General features: G+C 42.9%; 17 protein-coding genes. 14 read left to right on the top strand and 3 right to left on the bottom strand.

All coding sequences use genetic code 11. The features are described from left to right. Positions 1–45 precede the first annotated feature (45 nt). Positions 46–558 (top strand): C40 family peptidase, encoded by a 513-nt coding sequence (locus GVO60_RS17950; RefSeq protein ID WP_159656514.1) that lies wholly within the window; start codon positions 46–48, stop codon positions 556–558. Between the two features lie 7 nt (positions 559–565). On the opposite strand, the gene GVO60_RS17945 is transcribed toward GVO60_RS17950, so the two are convergent. Then, complete coding sequence (locus GVO60_RS17945) at positions 566–910, bottom strand: DUF3802 family protein (RefSeq protein WP_159656512.1); 345 nt, start codon at positions 908–910, stop codon at positions 566–568. A gap of 358 nt (positions 911–1,268) precedes the next feature. Here GVO60_RS17945 and GVO60_RS17940 point away from each other — a divergent pair, with 358 nt between their 5' ends. Together GVO60_RS17940 and GVO60_RS17935 are read left to right on the top strand one after the other, a co-directional pair. Then, entirely contained in the window at positions 1,269–2,135 is an 867-nt protein-coding gene (locus GVO60_RS17940) for a fructosamine kinase family protein (RefSeq protein WP_159656510.1), read from the top strand. Between the two features lie 267 nt (positions 2,136–2,402). Continuing rightward, a complete protein-coding gene (locus GVO60_RS17935) occupies positions 2,403–2,606 on the top strand; it encodes a CPXCG motif-containing cysteine-rich protein (protein ID WP_159656508.1) in 204 nt (67 codons plus the stop codon). Positions 2,607–2,685: 79 nt separating this feature from the next. Here GVO60_RS17935 and GVO60_RS17930 read toward each other — a convergent pair whose 3' ends face one another. Further along, positions 2,686–3,297: a riboflavin synthase subunit alpha gene (locus tag GVO60_RS17930; protein ID WP_159656506.1), complete on the bottom strand. Its 612-nt coding sequence runs from the start codon at positions 3,295–3,297 to the stop codon at positions 2,686–2,688. A gap of 132 nt (positions 3,298–3,429) precedes the next feature. Here GVO60_RS17930 and GVO60_RS17925 point away from each other — a divergent pair, with 132 nt between their 5' ends. Next, positions 3,430–4,800 (top strand): MATE family efflux transporter, encoded by a 1,371-nt coding sequence (locus GVO60_RS17925; protein WP_159656504.1) that lies wholly within the window; start codon positions 3,430–3,432, stop codon positions 4,798–4,800. A gap of 81 nt (positions 4,801–4,881) precedes the next feature. Here the strand turns inward: GVO60_RS17925 and GVO60_RS17920 are convergent, their stop codons facing one another. Continuing rightward, complete coding sequence (locus tag GVO60_RS17920) at positions 4,882–5,733, bottom strand: DNA ligase (protein ID WP_159656502.1); 852 nt, start codon at positions 5,731–5,733, stop codon at positions 4,882–4,884. A gap of 306 nt (positions 5,734–6,039) precedes the next feature. Here GVO60_RS17920 and GVO60_RS17915 point away from each other — a divergent pair, with 306 nt between their 5' ends. The 10 genes from GVO60_RS17915 to GVO60_RS17870 all read left to right on the top strand — a co-directional run bounded on the left by GVO60_RS17915 (position 6,040) and on the right by GVO60_RS17870 (position 18,155). Further along, on the top strand, positions 6,040–6,360 hold the full coding sequence (locus tag GVO60_RS17915) for an STAS domain-containing protein (protein WP_159656500.1): 321 nt from the start codon (positions 6,040–6,042) through the stop codon (positions 6,358–6,360). Positions 6,361–6,391: 31 nt separating this feature from the next. After that, positions 6,392–7,228 (top strand): OmpA family protein, encoded by an 837-nt coding sequence (locus GVO60_RS17910; RefSeq protein ID WP_159656498.1) that lies wholly within the window; start codon positions 6,392–6,394, stop codon positions 7,226–7,228. Beyond that, positions 7,215–9,308 (top strand): SLBB domain-containing protein, encoded by a 2,094-nt coding sequence (locus tag GVO60_RS17905; RefSeq protein ID WP_159656496.1) that lies wholly within the window; start codon positions 7,215–7,217, stop codon positions 9,306–9,308. Before GVO60_RS17910 ends, GVO60_RS17905 begins: the two co-directional genes overlap by 14 nt. Then, positions 9,308–10,015, top strand: a complete 708-nt coding sequence (locus tag GVO60_RS17900; protein WP_174855898.1) for a P-loop NTPase family protein — start codon at positions 9,308–9,310, stop codon at positions 10,013–10,015. Before GVO60_RS17905 ends, GVO60_RS17900 begins: the two co-directional genes overlap by 1 nt. Before the next feature lie 9 nt (positions 10,016–10,024). Next, entirely contained in the window at positions 10,025–10,825 is an 801-nt protein-coding gene (locus tag GVO60_RS17895) for a phosphate/phosphite/phosphonate ABC transporter substrate-binding protein (RefSeq protein WP_159656494.1), read from the top strand. Between the two features lie 11 nt (positions 10,826–10,836). Next, on the top strand, positions 10,837–13,158 hold the full coding sequence (locus GVO60_RS17890; RefSeq protein ID WP_159656492.1) for a response regulator: 2,322 nt from the start codon (positions 10,837–10,839) through the stop codon (positions 13,156–13,158). Positions 13,159–13,177: 19 nt separating this feature from the next. After that, the gene (locus GVO60_RS17885) at positions 13,178–14,644 is read left to right on the top strand and encodes a sigma-54-dependent transcriptional regulator (RefSeq protein WP_159656490.1); all 1,467 of its coding nucleotides are present in this window, start codon (positions 13,178–13,180) and stop codon (positions 14,642–14,644) included. Continuing rightward, positions 14,622–15,674, top strand: a complete 1,053-nt coding sequence (locus GVO60_RS17880; RefSeq protein ID WP_159656488.1) for a glycosyltransferase family 4 protein — start codon at positions 14,622–14,624, stop codon at positions 15,672–15,674. The genes GVO60_RS17885 and GVO60_RS17880 overlap by 23 nt, the downstream gene beginning before the upstream one ends. A 122-nt stretch (positions 15,675–15,796) precedes the next feature. Then, entirely contained in the window at positions 15,797–17,002 is a 1,206-nt protein-coding gene (locus tag GVO60_RS17875) for a glycosyltransferase (protein WP_159656486.1), read from the top strand. Further along, positions 16,995–18,155: a glycosyltransferase family 4 protein gene (locus GVO60_RS17870; RefSeq protein WP_159656484.1), complete on the top strand. Its 1,161-nt coding sequence runs from the start codon at positions 16,995–16,997 to the stop codon at positions 18,153–18,155. The genes GVO60_RS17875 and GVO60_RS17870 overlap by 8 nt, the downstream gene beginning before the upstream one ends. The last annotated feature ends 5 nt before the right edge of the window (positions 18,156–18,160 follow it).

Raw genomic sequence — 18,160 nt, 5'->3', positions numbered from 1 at the left:
AGTCGGCGTTACAAAAATATTTCATAATTAAGTCACTAATATTGCATGAACAACATTACGAGTCAGTTAACACTAGTTACACTTTTGGTCATGTTAAGCGGCTGTTCTTCTGCTCCAAAGAACAATGGCATCAATGAGCTAGTTCAAAACCAGCAAATGACCCCGTTTCACGCTGAAATGAAAGATTCTTTTTTGGATGTTTACCGCACTTGGCAAGGTGCGCCTTATCGTTTAGGTGGGACATCTCTCAATGGCATCGATTGCTCTGCATTTGTACAAGTGGCTTTTCAAGATGCTTTGCAACTCTCATTGCCAAGAACAACCAAACAACAAGTGCGCGTTGGAAGTGAACTAGACTATAGCGAAGCGCAAATTGGTGACTTAGTTTTCTTCAAAACATCTAGAAGCGTGCGTCATGTTGGAGTTTACGTCGGAAGCAAGCAGTTCATGCATGCATCAACGTCAAAAGGAGTGATTATTTCGAGGTTAGATAACCCGTATTGGGCTTCTAAGTTCTGGCATTTCAGACGAGTCATTGCCTCGCCTGAAATCAACTGATCATTTATCAGTCGTATTTAGCTACAGCGGTATCAAATAAGTTTTTTACCAATGCGATATATTCGTCAAGAAACAGTATCTGACCATTAGTCGCAGGTTTTCCCCATACACCAGCAAGGACCTCGCTTAAGTCTTCAACGACAGAGTCGGCCTCTTTCAGCAATTGGAATCGCACACTGGAATGTAACTCTGGATTCTGCTCAAAGATAGACATAATGTTGCTTGCTACCATATCAGTAACAACATCTTCTACACTCTCAGATCCTGTATCTCCTACATCTGATGCAAACACATCCAGATTGAAAGCTAAGTGCTCGATTAAAGCCAAGTAACCATCGGTCTCAACAACCACAGCTTATCTCCATTTATTGTCGTGTCGCCACAGTACTCTTTAATACTACGTCATATCAATGAATTTACACAACTCATCTAATATTGGTTGCTGATAATTTCTACAACAAACACAAAATAACGCACGATAACTAGTATATCCATAATCTATCTCAATTTTTATTGGCACTAATTACACATTATTCTGATTCTGTTAACCCGATTAGAATCACCGCATACATATATAAGCGACTTAGTTCACAGTTTATTCATCTGGTTATGAAAATATGCTAAATGATTGAATTTTTTGTACTCCAGACCAGTTTCATAATTAAGCATCTTCTACAATATGGTTAGTGCTTAACCTGTGAGGATAGAGTATGTGGCAAGCCATTTCTCAACAACTTTCTGACACCCTAATGTTTTCTTTTAATATTGAAGAAAAAGTCCGCGTCCAGGGAGGAGATATCAGTGAGTGTTACATGATATCCGATGGCGAACAGCGATATTTTGTCAAAGTGAACAACCGCAACTTCCTTACCAAATTTGATATTGAAGCGGAAAACATTCGCATAATGCGTGAAAGCAACAGCGTATTTGTTCCTGAAGTCATCCTGACCGGAAAATCAAAAAATAATGCCTTTATTATTCTCAACTATTTACCTGTAAAACAGTTAGACGATAGTAAAAACAGTTATCTATTTGGTCAGCAATTGGCTCGTTTGCACCAATGGGGCGAGCAAAAAGAGTATGGCTTTGATCAAGATAACTATATTGGTTCTACTCTACAGCCGAATAAATGGGATCGTAAATGGGCGCGCTTTTTCTCTGAACAACGTATTGGTTGGCAACTACAACTAGTGAGAGAAAAAGGCGTCGACCTCGTAGACATTAACGACTTTACCCAAGTGGTTCACGACCAGTTGGGTAACCATCAACCGACGCCATCTTTATTACATGGTGATCTTTGGCATGGGAATACCGCCAACTCTGTTTTTGGCCCCATTTGCTACGACCCAGCTTGTTACTGGGGAGATAGAGAGTGCGATATTGCAATGACGGAACTCTTTGGAGGGTTTCAGCCAGAGTTTTATCAAGGCTATGAAAGTATCACGCCAATTGATTATAAATACACTGAGCGAAAAGACATTTACAACCTGTATCACTTACTCAACCATTACAACCAATTTGGTGGCCACTATTTGGAGCAAGCTCAGAAAGTCATTCAGAAAATTCTTTCTTACTGACATACTGCTATACAAATAAACAACTTATCTTACATAGGGTTACAGGTGTGAATGGTAGTATTTGTCAATGGTTTCAAACACAACTATTGATGCATAACTTAGCTAATTGTGATTTTTATTAGCTAATTCAAAGTTTGCACTTAATTCACGTCTCACTCGAACTTATCGTCATAAGATTAAAAATGTCTACAAGGACGTCGTAAATCATAACCAACAGTGATGCTGGTTTGCCGTCATTAATCTCATCATGGTGTAAGGAAGAGAGCTATGCGAAACTATACCGAGAAAGTTGTATCATGCCCCCATTGTGGTCACTCAATCGCTATCACACTGGATGCTTCTAATGGCAGTCAAAATTTCTATGATGACTGCCCTGCTTGCTGTCATGCAATTCATCTAAATATGATGGTCAATGAGCAAATGGATTCTATTGAACTGTTTATTGACGCTGATGATGAACAAATATTCTAACGCTATCTGCTCGTTAACATGGATGTTAACGAGATAGGTTCCAGAAGCAACGTCTCGTACTGGAACCTACTCAATTCAATTAAAGCGCTTTCGCTGCTAACACTCGTTCTACCGTATCTACTATCGCTTGCGTCTGCGGATCAAACTCGACATTAATTTTATCGCCGACTTTACGGGCACCAAATAATGTTCGTTTCAAAGTTTCTGGAATCAAATGTACCGAGAATCGATTCTCTTCTACTTCACCAATCGTTAGTGAGCAACCATCCAAGCCAATATAGCCTTTTGCTAAAACATACTTCATTTCACTCTTTGGCAGTTCAAACCAAATTGCGCGGTTGTTCGGTGTATCGATGATTTCGTCGATGTGACCGACTAAAGAAATATGACCTGACATGCTATGGCCACCGATCTCATCACCAAATTTTGCTGCACGTTCGATGTTGACTGACTGACCGACTTCTAGCAGGCCGAGATTTGTCAGTTTCAATGTCGCTTGCATTAAATCAAACGATACGAGTTCATTTTCAATACTCGTCACTGTCAAGCAGCAGCCATTGTGCGCAACAGATGCACCAATGGTTAAACCTTGATTCATTGATGGGATTAATTTAATTGTATGAGTTTGAAAAGCTTCTTTCTTCTCAATGGCAACAACTTCAGCCATTCCTTGAACAATTCCAGTAAACATAGAAAGATCCGTCAGTTTTTGTTGGTGCTTAGTGTGACATTTAATTATCATGCGGCACAATAGCGCAAGCTTAAAACCTTATCCTCTTTTTGGCCTTAGTTGAAAAGATTTTACTTCTCTCGGAGCTCTTACGTGCATCGTTATAAACAAGAAACCAATACACTTGTGAAACTCGCTACCCCAGTGTTAATCGCCTCTGTCGCACAAACAGGCATGGGATTCGTCGATACCGTTATGGCTGGTGGTGTTAGCGCAACAGACATGGCTGCTGTTTCTATTGCAGCGAGTATTTGGTTACCTTCCATCCTATTTGGTGTTGGTCTTTTAATGGCGCTTGTCCCGGTCGTTGCTCAACTTAACGGATCAGGAAAGCAAGGGAAGATCCCGTTTGAGATCCAGCAAGGTATTGCAATGGCATTGATCATTTCAGTGCCAATTATTGGCGTACTTTTCCAGACTCAAACCATATTAGGATTAATGGATGTTGAGCCCTTAATGGCAGCAAAAACGAACGGTTACATGGATGCCGTTATGTACGCTGTACCCGCGTTTCTTTTATTCCAAGCACTTAGAAGTTTAACTGACGGTATGTCATTGACCAAACCTGCTATGGTGATTGGCTTTATTGGCTTAATGCTCAACATCCCTCTCAACTGGATATTTGTTTACGGTAAGTTTGGAGCGCCTGCGCTTGGTGGTGTTGGCTGTGGTGTCGCTACTGCCATTGTGTACTGGATTATGTTCTTGATGCTGTTGTTCTACGTGATGACCTCAAACCGAGTGGCGCACATCAACTTGTTTGGAGAATTTCATAAACCCCAGCTTAAGCCGTTAACTCGACTGTTTAAACTAGGTTTTCCAGTAGCGGCTGCGATGTTTTTCGAAGTAACGCTGTTTGCCGTCGTTGCCCTACTTGTTGCCCCACTTGGTCCTTTGATTGTGGCTGCCCATCAAGTTGCGATTAACTTCTCGTCTCTTGTATTCATGTTACCGATGAGTATCGGAGCAGCAACAAGTATTCGTGTTGGGCATCGCCTTGGTGAAGGCAACGTTGAAGGAGCCGCAATTGCTGCTCGAGTTGGTTTGATGGTTGCGGTAGCTTTGTCTCTCGTTACTGCACTAATGACAGTACTGCTACGAGAACAAGTAGCGCTGCTTTACACAGATAACCGAGCTGTTATAGAGATTGCTCTACAACTCTTACTATTGGCGGCAATTTACCAAGTCACAGATGCGATTCAAGTTGTTGCTGCAGGCGCGCTTCGTGGTTACAAAGACATGGCGGCAATTTTCAATCGAACCTTTATCGCGTATTGGATTTTAGGTTTACCTATCGGTTATATCCTAGGTATGACGGATTGGATTGTGGAACCAATGGGCGCTCATGGATTCTGGATGGGATTCATTATCGGTCTGTCATCGGCAGCAATCATGCTAGGTGTTAGGCTTCGTTGGATGCATAAACAAACTGACGATGTTCAACTTGCACTAGCGGCAAAATAGAAACCTACTCTTTATCAATAAAAATAAGGCCACTAGTTGGCCTTATTTTCTATTCGCAGTTCTATTTTATACCTTATACAACTACTCAACGCGCTCGCGAACAAATCGTGCAAACTTGGGGACGCCATTTTGCGTATGCCCATTAAAGCGAAAAGTGATGACAGAGCCAAGTGGTGGTGGTTCTCTACGTAGGTTGTCTGTAAACCCTGAACCAATATAAAATTGTAACCCAGATTCCAGTTGAACGAGCAGTGCACCCATTAAACCTTGGTATTTCCCCTTTCCAACTTTGTAGCCCACGACCACGGCTTCCGCATCTTGGTGTTTCTTGAGTTTAAGTAAATCATTGCTGCGGCCTGCTTGATAGCGACTGGTGATCTTACGAAGCATGACACCTTCCCCCTTCGCGGCTTCCACAGCATCTAAATATCCAAACAATTCGCTTTCACTTTTAATGGGTGAATGCTCGATGAACTTAATATGGTCTCTCTGGCTTCGCTGGGCAAAATGAACAACGTTGTAATATCGTTTTTGATAATCACCAGCGGCACTTGGCATATCAAATAACATAAAGTCTATTTTTCGCCATGCCTCATTAATCGGTACCTTATCTAACACTGTTTGCTGAACTAGGTGAAAGTTTCCACGCCCAGCCCACAACTCTCCCTCCAGTGGATGATTTGGTAATGGATTGATAAACCAATCGGGTGCGTGAATTTTATTTCCGTTTCTTGTTACTAAAGATTCGCCAGTCCAAACCGCTCGTATGCCATCTAGCTTTTCGCTTTTCCAATACTCTTCAACTTTGATCTCTTGATGATAGCTATGAGCTAAAGGAACAGAAATCGGTACAGTTTGATTTGAACCCCATTCAGCGTTAACAGGAAAAGTGGCAAATACAGCAATAGCCAAAGTAGATAGACGATAGTTCATAGTGGTAATCCAGAGAGTAGTTGTCGATATTTTGCCCACCATTGAGATTAAGGCAATCCATTCCAGAGCCCCTTTCGAGCTACCTCCTAAACAGGGCTAATCAACAAAACCATCAATTACACATTGGTCCGACACACTTAGAATCTGCAGCGATCGTTTTTCTTAAACATGACTATCAAATTGAGAACAACAGTTTCTCAATTTGAAAAATTAAACAATCAAAATTACAAGCTATTGAATAATAACAATTAAATAGTTGGCACATTCTCTGCTCTAGTTAAAGGAAATTACCGAGGAGATACGATCATGGAACTACGTAAAATTGAAGCGAACGACACAATTCTAACTCTTGTAATCAACGGTAACCTTGATGCAGACGGTAGCCGTAGTGCTCAACCTCATATTGACGAGATCATTGCTGATAAGTCAGATCGAGAAATCGAAATCGACTTTAGCCAAGTTCAATTTCTCGATTCATCTGGTGTTGGTGCGATTGTCTACTTGTACAAACGTTTAATTGAACGCCAACGTTGCATGCGTATTGAGAACGTTTCAGGTCAACCTTTAGAAATTATGAATCTACTACGAATTGACCAAGCTATCCCCGTAAATTCAAACAAGCACTAAACTAAATAATTATAACAACAAGGAAGTTGGCATGGGATCTCTAATCAAACACATAGCCCTAAGTTTATCTATCGCTGTTGTTCTGGGTTGTACTAGTTACCCAGAACACGGAAGCGGAGGGATTGCAGAGGCCTACATTCAATCTAATTTTACTCCTGTGATGCCAGATGAACCTCTTGGGCCAGAGCATGGGCTAAGATTCGATTGGCAATTGGCAAAACTGCATTTGGATTCGTTGATTCGTGAGGGTGCGCGTTGGTGTTTTCCTGCAGCGGTAGTCCAAGCGTTAGAAAAACAAAACAGAATTGCTCGCGAGCTAGAAGGAGGTTTATTACTTGATGCCGCTAACGATATTGTCATTCAACGTAAACGCCTAAACGAACTCGAACTGCAGCTTGATTACGTTACCTCTCAAGCCAAATGTGTGCCTCCTATGGATGAAGGGGCTTTCCAACAACGTTTAGCGATGATTGACCAACTCTTCAACCTACTAAACATTGATAATCAGTTTGCCTTCAACTCAGCTGAAATTAACCCCAAATACATGGGACATCTCGCAAGAGCTGCAAATATCTTGGCCGACCACCCTACTTTAAAATTGAGCGTAACCGGCCACGCCGATTCGGTCGGTGACATTCAATATAACCAGAAACTGGCTATGGATAGAGCCCAACAAGTTAAGCGCTATCTCTCTATTTTTGGTTTGGCCCCTACTCGCATCGACACACATTCCGTTGGCGACACCTTACCCCTTTATGACGGTGACAGTGACGGAGTAAGACTGACCAACCGCCGCGTAAGCATTGAAGTTATTGATACTCAAGAACAAGAAACCAAAATGCAAGGAGGCTATCATGCAATGGACTAAGTTACTGTTAGCACTGGTTTTATTTTTGTCTTTTGGTCAGCTACATGCACAAGAAGTACGCGTACAAGTTGGAGATTTAATTCAAGTTAACTTACCGGGTGAAAGCTCACTGAATAAAGGCTTTCAAGTTGATAAACGTGGTCGCATTACGCTTCCGGAAGTTGGAACTTTATATGTTGCCGGTTATACCGAGGAACAACTCAACAATGCAGTGACAGAAGCACTAGAAAAAGTGTATCGAGATCTCTCGTCTGCTTCGGTATTCATTGCAGAACAGCAAATCCTTATTTCAGTCCAAGGCTACGTTAACTCGCCAGGTGAATACACGTTAAGCAAAAGTGCTGATGTGCAAATGGCTCTACATGCTGCCGGTGGCATTCGTTCAGGCGCTCAACTCAACAACCTATTGATAAAGCGCGGTAAGGAAAAGATCACCTTTAACTACAAATCTTTTCTTGATACAGGCAATGAAACCTTACTGCCGCAACTTCGTTCACTCGATACCATTTTCGTCCCGACTTCGCCACTAGTGGGCAATATTGAGCAAGAGTTTGATTCAAGCAAGCTTGCGAACTCTGGAGACAGTGCCGATGGTCGCACCGCGATAAAAGTCTTTGGAGAGGTTAACGCACCCGGTTCGTTCAGCTATAAAAAGAACACCGATTTAGTGGATATCTTGATGCGCGCTGGCGGTGTAACTCGCTATGCCTCTGTTGAGCAGATTCGCGTTATTATTAACAATTCTCCCCAACTGTTTAATTTAAAAACCTATCTTGATAGCGGCGACGTTTCACTGCTTCCAACGCTTCAACCTGGCGCAACCATCTTTGTTCCTAAGCAAGAAGAAGAGATCAAAGCGGGCGCCAATGTCATCTACATTATGGGTGAAGTTGCCCACCCAGGCGCTTACGAAGGTAAAAAGAATGCGTCATTTATGGACATCTTAGCTAACGCCGGCGGTCCTACTCGTTTTGCTGAATCTCGTCAGATCCGATTAATCAAGAGTAACGGTAAAGTGGTCAAGTTTGACTTAACCGCGTTTACCGAAGGTCTAACAGGTCAACGTCCGCCAAAAATTGAAGCTGGTGACGCGATTTTTGTACCCGAAAAAACGGATATGAACGAAAAATCTTGGCTTAAAATCGCCCCTAATCGCGCCGTCAGCGTAATGGGTGAAGTTGTGCGCCCAGGTCGTATTGAGTGGTCTGATGAAATGAATCTAATTGACTTACTCTCGCATGTAGGAGGACCAACGTTACGCGCAGATACAACTAAAATTGAAGTTGTGACGCAGACTGGCAAGCTCCATGTTTTCAATCTTGACGAGTTTATCCTTAATGGAGCCCGCCCATCTGAGCTGCCTCTTGTGAGCGCAGGTTCTATTGTACGAGTTCACGATCTTCCTCAAGATCCGTCAGACAACAAATCGCAATGGGTGCGTCAAAGCTCCGATGCTTCAATCTATGTATTTGGTCAAGTGAATGCGCCAGGGCGTTATCGATTCACCAAAGACATGCATTTCCTCGATATTCTGTCAGCCGCTGATGGCCCGACAAAAGATGCCGACATTCACAACATCCGAATCACCCATAGAGATAAAAGTTATTCAAAAGTGAGTCGATTGAATCTTTCGCTCTACTTTGAAACTGGAGATGAAAGCCTACTACCTAACGTAACAATGGGCGACACTATCTATATCCCAGAAAAAGACAAGATCTGGCTGGATCGTTCTAAAGAGTCGACCGTCCGTGTGCTTGGCGCCGTTAATAAACCGGGACGATATGTGTTTGATGACAATATGACCATTCTTGATCTATTGGCTGAAGCAGGCGGCCCATCTGAACGCGCTTATCTTGAAAAAATTTCCATCGTCAATATGTCTTGTTGCCAAGGCCAAGCGCGAACCTTCGACCTAATTGACTTTAGTAAAACCGCCAACATTTACCAACTGCCTGTCCTTCGTTCTGGTGACACCATTTATGTGCCAGACAAAGGAGAAAGTTTGCTAGAGAAAGCTCGCGTAGGTCTTGAAGATATTCTGCGCTTAACGACGACGATTGTTTTGATAGGAGCCTTATAATGATTCCTGCAACCCATAGCGAAATTGAACAAATCTACCTCGCCGCAGAAATGAGCCAAAGCCGTGCGCTGTGTATCACGGCCTGCCAATCAGGTGACGGCGTAACATCCGTCACAACTGCATTAGCTGAGCGTTATCTGCTTGCTGGGCTTAAAACGTTAATTGTCGACTTAAACACTTTCCACCCAGCATTTGAATCAGCGGGGCTCAATTTAGGGGCATCACTATCTAAAGAAGAAACCGAATGCGGAATCTTGCTTGAACATAAAGAATCACACCAATTGTTTACTGGTCTAGTGGTTCCCCGTGAACAATCAGAGTTGCTATCTTTTCGTGACCCTACTCAGCTTTCAATGAATGTGACAAGTTGGCTAGAACATTTTGACCGAATCATCTGTGATACTTCCCCTTTACTTCAAGTCAATCGGAGCAATATTCCGGCGCAAGTCGTAGCAAGCGCCTGTGACCACACCATCTTAGTTGTGATGGGAGGCAAAACCACATCAGGCCAATTAGCAAAAGCGACAGAGATGCTGACTAATTCATCCATCCAACTCCTCGGCTCGGTACTAAACCTCAAACAACAAGCAACGCTAGGCCAAGAAATGGTACGCGAAATCAATCGCTTTACCTTTTTACCAAAACGATGGCGTGAACGTCTCACCCAGAAAATTTTACGCAACGAACTATTGGCGCATTCAGCCTAGGAGTTACTTATGAAATTACGTCATTTACTCATCGCACTGATGATCTATACCCCGCTCTCCTTTGCTGAGGTTTACACGTTTGGAATTGTGCCACAGCAATCAGCCAAGAGACTTGCGGCTCAGTGGACTCCCATATTGGATGAAATCAGCCGACAAACCGGCCATACCATAGTGTTTAGCACAGCCGCAGATATCCCGACTTTTGAGCAACGTTTAAAAGAAGGCGAGTATGATTTTGCGTATATGAATCCTTATCACTATACCGTTTATAGCCAGAACCCCGGCTATCGTGCAATGGCTAAAGCAAAAGACAAAAGACTCAAAGGAATTATAGTGGTTAAGAAAGGGAGCAATATTACGTCAGCATCTCAGCTCGAAGGCAAAACCCTCGCCTTCCCCTCACCTGCTGCCTTTGCCGCTTCAATTCTTACACGTAACTACTTAACCCAAGCCTCAGTTGAGTTTGAGCCTGAATACGTCTCCTCTCATGATTCCGTCTATTTAGCAGTTGCAAAAGGCTTCTATCCCGCAGGTGGTGGCATTTATCGAACCTTTAATTCATTGCCTGATGAAACAAAAAAACTACTGACGCCAATTTGGGAAACCAACGGATTTACTCCACATGCTATTGCTGCGCACCCAAGAGTACCAAAGAACATTGTAGAGGCAGTCTCCCTTTCTTTCTCTCAGTTAGGCGAGACCAAAGAGACCCAAAATATTATTAAGCCGCTACGAATTCAGAGCTTTGCTCTCGCTCACGACAGTGACTGGGATGACGTGCGCGAGCTTAATATCAATCTACTCGAATAGAGGTATCGGCTATGTCCTTACGAACCAAAACCGTACTCGGTATCGCCTTAATCGAAATAACTATTCTGATGATACTGACCTTCAGCGCGATGAGTTTTTTATCTGACTCGAATGAACAACAATTGATCAAGCGAGCAAATGCAGCAGCGACCTTATTCAGTCACGCAGCAAAAGACTCAGTTCTTTCGACTGATCTAGCAACGCTTAATGATCTGGTTGATGAATTTGCAGGGCTTGATGATGTGGCATATGTTCGAGTTCTACGTGATGGGAAAGAGATGGCTTGCGCTGGCGACAAAGACCTTTTAGATCGACAAATGCATGAAGATAAGACACTCGATGGTGTCTCTGATGGCGTATTTGACGTTCGAGTACCGATAACCGTCGGGACAACTAACTTTGCCATTGTTGATATAGGTTTCGAAACCACAATGATCAGCTCTATGCTCGCTAATGCACAAAAAGCAATTATCGCTATCGCTTCCATTGAGGTTGTTCTTGTCGCCATCTTTTCCTTCATATTAGGAACTTACTTAACGAGAGGTCTCACTAGGCTCACTACTGCTGCTAATAAACTGGGTCAAAGTGGCCCAGGTTACCAATTGAACCACAACAGTTCCGATGAACTTGGTGATGTCGCAAGAGCCTTTGACTCCATGTCGGCTAAACTCGAAAAAGACTATAGTGATTTAAGCTCGGCTAGAGCGGACGCTGAGCTCGCTTGCGATTCAAAAAGTCGCTTCCTAGCCTCCATGTCCCATGAAATACGTACACCAATGAATGGCGTACTTGGCATACTCAATATCTTAGAAGAAACTAACCTCAACAAGGAGCAAAAAAAGCTCGTTTCGACGGCAACCGAATCAGGCCATTTCCTACTCTCCGTAATCAATGACATTCTCGATTTCACGCGCATGGAGTCCAATACTCTCATCCTAGAAAACAAGGCCTTTAACGTTCATCGCTGTATTGAAAGCGTTGTTGATACTTTTCAGCCATCAGCAAACGCACAAGGGCTTGTACTCCACTGCTATATTGAGCAAGACGTCCCTAAGTACCTAGTCGGCGACGAAAATCGCGTAAAACAAATCTTACTTAACTTAATAGGCAACGCGATTAAATTTACTCAAGAAGGGAGTATTCAAATCAAGGTTGCCGGCCAAACGATTGAGCAAAACAGAGTCTCGCTAAATTGCATTGTGACCGATACTGGTATCGGAATTAGCAAAAATGCGCTCGACTATTTATTCGATGAATTCACCATGGTTGACCAAACCTACTCGCGCAGTAAAGAAGGGTCTGGATTAGGGCTGGCTATTTGTAAGCGACTTTGCACCCTAATGGATGGCGATGTGACGGTACAGAGCCAACCCCAATTAGGCAGCACTTTCTCTTTCAACATAAAACTCGAAGTTGCTTCTCAGGAAAGTGAAACAGAAGAAACATCAACGACACCCGATCTTGTTCGAAACGACCTTTCTATTCTTGTCGCTGAAGACAACCGCGCAAATCAACTAGTGATCAAAGAGATGTTCAAACGACTCGGGATTGATATTGATATTGCAGAGAACGGTTTGGAAGCATTAAAGAGAGTCGAAGAATATCGCTATGACTTAATATTCATGGATATTTCAATGCCACAAATGGACGGAATGCAGGCATGTCATGCGATTAGAGCGCTAGAAGATTCGAACACAGCAAGCACCCCTATTGTTGCTTTAACGGCACATTCTTTAGCGGGAGACAAAGAGAAGTTTCTTGCCGCTGGAATGAATGACTATCTTTCAAAACCGCTGCGATTATCACAACTTATTGAAAAAATTAACTTATTCGTAAGCAAACCATCACCAGAAGCTATGCAAACTTCTTTGGATGAGTCTATAGTAGATATGCAACCAGAGGAAACAAAGCTCACCCAAAATATTGAAGTTGAAACTAAACTTTGGGGTCGTAGAAAGGAAGACAAAGATTTGGAACTAGTAGATGAGAAAATTCTCCAGCAAATGATTGAAGATACCAGTGCTGAAGTGATCCCGCTGCTTATCGACCATTATGTTGAAGAGTCAAACCAGCGTTTAGACAAAATCTACATCGCTATGGATGCATCAGACAAAGAAACCCTAGAGTTCGAAGCGCACACCCTTGGAAGCTCTTCGCTCGCTTTAGGAAATCGCACTCTTTCGAATTTGGCTAGAAAGATTGAACATCTCTGTATTGAAGGACAACAAGAGAGTGCTTTCAAATTAAAAGAAGAATTACAGATCTTAGCAGATAACTCCTTAAACGCATTAGAACAGCGGAAATTAAAAGGATTCACTGAATCTGCAGGGTAAGTGGTAAAAGGAATCACCAATGAAACCAAAAGTATTGCTGATAGAAGATTCAACCTCACTGGCTATATTGTACAAACAGTATGTCAAAGATGAACCTTATGACCTATTTCACGTCGAAACAGGAAGAGAGGCCATCGCTTTTATAGAAAGAAATACCCCTCAACTTGTCATATTGGATCTCAAATTACCGGACATGGATGGCGAAGACATTCTCGACTGGATCAATGAGCAGCAAATACCAACATCCGTTATCGTCGCTACAGCTCATGGCTCAGTCGACGTCGCCGTTAGCCTAGTTCAAAAAGGGGCAAAAGATTTTCTTGAAAAGCCCATCAATGCAGATCGCCTTAAAACTTCTATCGCTTTACATTTGCAACAAGCAAAGCTTGAAAATCTAGTCGAAAATATAGAAAGCAAATTCGATCGAAACCGGTTCCATGGTTTCATTGGTTCTAGCCTTCCTATGCAAGGGGTCTATAAGATCATTGACTCAGTTGCTCCAACGTCTGCCAGCGTATTTATTATTGGTGAAAGTGGAACAGGTAAAGAAGTCTGTGCCGAAGCTATTCACCAAGAGAGTAAACGTAAAGATAAGCCATTCGTTGCGATTAACTGTGGCGCGATTCCAAAAGATTTAATGGAAAGCGAGATTTTTGGCCATGTTAAAGGAGCGTTTACTGGCGCAACGGGAGATCGAAAAGGAGCCGCTTCTCAAGCAAATGGTGGAACACTTTTTCTTGATGAACTGTGCGAAATGGAATTGGAAATGCAGAAAAAGCTTTTGCGATTCTTGCAAACCGGTACCTTTACCCCGCTTGGCGGTAGTAAAGAACTAAAAGTCGATGTCCGCATAATATGTGCGACGAACCGTGAACCGCTCCTTGAAGTCGAAGAAGGCCGATTTCGCGAAGATCTTTACTACCGTGTTCATGTCGTACCCATCGAGATGCCGCCGTTACGCGAACGTGGCAACGATATTGTAACGCTTGCGACACACTTCCTCAGACTCTATGCCAAAGAAGACAATAAAGCCTTTTCGAGTATCCACCGTGAGGCCGAAGCCATTTTAAAACGCTATGCATGGCCTGGTAATGTTCGTCAACTGCAAAATATTATTCGTAATATTGTTGTATTGAATGACGAAACTAAGCTTTCAGCAGCACATTTGCCTGCTCAAATGACCAAAGGTCGTAATCAACCAGCTAAACCTGTCCAGGCTGCACCTACTGCTTTTGAACCTTCAGCGGCTCCAATTTCAGAGATGACTGAAGTACTCGAAACGAATAATCATGATTCACCACCTCTAAAAAATGGAGATCAAATACGCCCAATGTGGCAAATCGAAAGAGAGACCATTCAACAAGCCATAGACTACTGTGATGGCAATGTACTTAACGCTGCCGTATTGCTTGAGCTAAGCCCGTCTACGGTTTATCGCAAGAAACAAGCGTGGGAAGCAGAAGATGAGCAACAATTCACGCAGTGAAATCTGGCTCATTATCGATAGTTTGACCTTTGGTGGGATCGAAAGCTACGTACTCGAACTTGCCAAAGGCCTCAAAAGTCATCAAATTCCGGTATTTGTTTGGCTAGTCAGAGATTATCGAGCATCTCCTCCTCTTTGCGAGTTGCTCGAAAAACATAATATTGACTACGGCTTCCTCAGCCAACGATCGTTTGCCTCTCTCCCTACCCTAATTTACAAGATCCAAAAATACCGTCCACTCGCAATACACGCTCATGGCTACAAAGCCAGTTTGTTAGCAAAGATGGCTAGAATGTTGACTGGCTGTCGTCAAATATCAACCTATCACGCTGGCGAAACAGCAGAGGGAGTGCTGAGAATATATGATGGTCTTGACCGTTACAGCGCTTTTATCTCTTCAGCATCGCTTACGGTCAGCAACCAGATACAAGCGAGAATCCCCTTCTCGACTCAATATCTAAATAACTTTATCGACACGACTCAAGTATCAGAATCATCGGGAAACCAAATTGCATTTGTTGGTCGACTCAGCAAAGAAAAAGCCGCTGATCGATTCCTTCAATTAGCCCAAAAGCACCCGACGAAAAACTTCGACATTTATGGAACAGGCAATGAGGAGCGTACCTTAAAGCAAGCGGCGAGTGACAATGTCACATTTCATGGTCACCAAACCAATATGAACCAAGTATGGGAAAGTGTCGGCTTTTTAATTATTTGTTCTCGCTTCGAAGGATTACCGATGACGGCACTCGAAGCGATGGCAAGAGGAATCATCGTTATTTCACTCGATATTGGCAATCTATCTAAACTCATTAGCCATCAAAAGAATGGGTTTATCTATGATAGTTTTGAGCAATTGTGTCGAGATTTCTCAACAATCCAAACTCTTCCTCACCGTCAACTTATCGAAATAAAACGTAACGCTCAGCAAACCATTCAAGATGACTTTTCACAACAAGCACTGATCCCCCAACTACTCAAAATTTATCATTCCAATTCTGTTCAATCTGACTATCAATTTGACAAATAGCTCCCAACAAAAATAAATCACTTATATTTCAACTAGTTACAATGTAATCTAATTGGCATCCCTTTTGCTCTTATCTCTTTACGTGGGAATTCATGCTCACTTTGATAATTAAGGGGAACGTTATGGCTAAGAATATTCTGTTTGTACACTATGGTGATGATTGGATTCGCGGCAGTGAACGTTGTCTATTGGATTTAATCAAGTATTTAGACTCTCGCGCCTATCGCCCTTTTGTTTGGACCAATAACAGAGAGCTAACGAAACAACTTGGCCTAATGAATGTTCCATCAGAATTGAATCACTTTCCGCTCATCGCAGGTTGGAAAGCTCCTCGATTCGATGTCGCGAGTTGGTTAAATCTCATCGAGTATGGGTGCAAATTGATTGAACGTGAAAATATCGATCTGATACACGTCAATAGCGCCGCGCCTTGTCAGTGGATGGTTGCTGCGGCACGTATCAAGCATATTCCGTTGGTAACTCAGCTGCATTGTGGCTACACCGTCAGAGATCGTCTCACATTAGGTGTTCATGCAAGCCCACACGTTATTTCAGTCAGTCGTCACGTTGCAATGCCATTACTCAGAGATGGTTACCCAGTAGAAAACCTATCTGTTGTCCACAATGGTATCGATGTAAACCTTCTTGAAGCGCAAGAAAAAGTGGATGTACGCCAGACACTCTCTATTTCTGAGCATGATTTTATCTTTGCAACAGTCGGTTCAATGATTCATCGAAAAGGCATCGATCGAATCATGACGGCACTGCGCCACGTAACACTAGAACACCCTAACGCCTGCTTGGTTGTTATCGGAGATGGACCATTAAGAGACAAGCTTGAATCTCAAGCCGATGCACTTCATTTAGGAGACCGAATTCATTTCATCGGAGAACAACATAATGTCGTCGGTTGGCTAAAAGGGTGTGATGCTTTCATTAGTGGTGCACGAAGCGAAGCGTTTGGATTAGTGCTTGCTGAGGCTGCTATTGCGCAAATCCCTATCATCGCTCCTTATGAAGGTGGTATTCCAGAATTCATTCACCACAAAGACACCGGCATTTTATACCCGAATCGTGGGATTGGCGGCATGACCAAAGCGATGCGCATCGTCGTGAATAACCCCAACCTATGCCGAGAACTTGCCACTAGAGCCTATCAATATATTCATACGCATCATGACCTAGAAATAACCTGCCGAAAGATTGAAAAAGTGTATGTGCAACTTTTGTCTCACGAACCTAAAACACAGCTCGGTTTTTTCCGAACATTCTTGCCTCTGAAAACCTTTGTTAGCAATCGCATCACAATGGGAGGTCAACATGGATAATCGACCAATCACGCTCATCTATGATCCAATCACTTTTAAAGGTGGCTCTAAAGTCGCAACAAGCGATGCGTTGGCTCTCTGCCCTACTACCGACCAAAAGTTTGTTGTCATCACCGCAGATAAACAATATTGGGAAAATACCGAATTTTGCCAACAAGATGACACCAGCGTATACCATTTACCTTTGGCTAAATGGCTGACACGCCACCACTACGGAATTCTTTATTGGATAGAACAATACATCGCTTCTTTGCTACTTCTCTTCTTCATCGCTCGCTTTTCTAAAGTGACAAAACTGATTGGTGCATCCGGCCCTGGTATTGATATGCCCCTCTATATTGTTCATCAGTGGCTCAATATTGAGGTTATTCAATGGGTACACGGAAATGTCGGTTGCTCTCGTTCTATTGGTCGCTGTTTAACACTCGCCAGCGCTGTGTTCTACCTGCCTTCTGCAAAAAAAAGCATGAGAATAGCGATTGAACATTATTTTAAAAGCAAGACTGACATTGAAGACATTTCAGCGATCGCAAGCAACTACCTTAGTTGTGACCACTACTATGAAACCATCAATGGTATTGCAGCCAGCCGCTGGCCAACCCGTTGCCAAACAGACTTTCCAGTTGGTTTTTGGGCAGCATCGCTTTTGAAATGGAAAGGGTTAGATACGTTAATTGATGCAATGAGACACGCGCAAATGATTAGGCCGCTGGCTTTGAATGTTTGCTTTATCCGTCCTAAAAACACCGAACTTCCAGTTTCTAAAGCGCCGGTTATTTTAAAATATACTACCTGGCATCAAGATCCTGACAATTTGGATGAAATACGGAGCCAATCCAATATTTTTATTTCCACCAGCCACAGTGAGCCCTTCGGTTTATCGATCTTAGAAGCGTTGGCATCTGGTATGTGCGTTTTGATTCCCGAAGATGGATCATATTGGGATCAAAAGTTAACCCATAATGTTAACTGCGTGAAGTACCAACCCAATGACCCAAACTCACTTTGCAATGCGCTGCTATACACCTTTAACCAACGTGAAGTCATGCAGCAATGCTGTCAAAACGCTCTGATCATCGCACAGACATATCAGGCAGAAAAACAGTACGCCAAATTTGCCCAGTACATGAATAGCCAACTCGTTACCGCTTAACTGGA

The organism is Vibrio atypicus (assembly GCF_009811315.1).
GTDB classification, from domain to species: Bacteria; Pseudomonadota; Gammaproteobacteria; order Enterobacterales; family Vibrionaceae; genus Vibrio; species Vibrio atypicus.
Note: the sequence above shows the minus strand (reverse complement) of the source record. Positions and strands in the feature narration are given on the sequence as shown.

Bases quoted from the DNA above. Each gene is read 5' to 3' on its own strand.
- GVO60_RS17895 (WP_159656494.1), top strand. From the start codon at position 10,025: ATGAAATTACGTCATTTACTCATCGCACTGATGATCTATACCCCGCTC.
- GVO60_RS17930 (WP_159656506.1), bottom strand. From the start codon at position 3,297: ATGTTTACTGGAATTGTTCAAGGAATGGCTGAAGTTGTTGCCATTGAG.
- GVO60_RS17950 (WP_159656514.1), top strand. From the start codon at position 46: ATGAACAACATTACGAGTCAGTTAACACTAGTTACACTTTTGGTCATG.
- GVO60_RS17900 (WP_174855898.1), top strand. From the start codon at position 9,308: ATGATTCCTGCAACCCATAGCGAAATTGAACAAATCTACCTCGCCGCA.
- GVO60_RS17880 (WP_159656488.1), top strand. From the start codon at position 14,622: ATGAGCAACAATTCACGCAGTGAAATCTGGCTCATTATCGATAGTTTG.
- GVO60_RS17870 (WP_159656484.1), top strand. From the start codon at position 16,995: ATGGATAATCGACCAATCACGCTCATCTATGATCCAATCACTTTTAAA.
- GVO60_RS17935 (WP_159656508.1), top strand. From the start codon at position 2,403: ATGCGAAACTATACCGAGAAAGTTGTATCATGCCCCCATTGTGGTCAC.
- GVO60_RS17910 (WP_159656498.1), top strand. From the start codon at position 6,392: ATGGGATCTCTAATCAAACACATAGCCCTAAGTTTATCTATCGCTGTT.
- GVO60_RS17940 (WP_159656510.1), top strand. From the start codon at position 1,269: ATGTGGCAAGCCATTTCTCAACAACTTTCTGACACCCTAATGTTTTCT.
- GVO60_RS17875 (WP_159656486.1), top strand. From the start codon at position 15,797: ATGGCTAAGAATATTCTGTTTGTACACTATGGTGATGATTGGATTCGC.
- GVO60_RS17915 (WP_159656500.1), top strand. From the start codon at position 6,040: ATGGAACTACGTAAAATTGAAGCGAACGACACAATTCTAACTCTTGTA.
- GVO60_RS17885 (WP_159656490.1), top strand. From the start codon at position 13,178: ATGAAACCAAAAGTATTGCTGATAGAAGATTCAACCTCACTGGCTATA.
- GVO60_RS17890 (WP_159656492.1), top strand. From the start codon at position 10,837: ATGTCCTTACGAACCAAAACCGTACTCGGTATCGCCTTAATCGAAATA.
- GVO60_RS17920 (WP_159656502.1), bottom strand. From the start codon at position 5,733: ATGAACTATCGTCTATCTACTTTGGCTATTGCTGTATTTGCCACTTTT.
- GVO60_RS17905 (WP_159656496.1), top strand. From the start codon at position 7,215: ATGCAATGGACTAAGTTACTGTTAGCACTGGTTTTATTTTTGTCTTTT.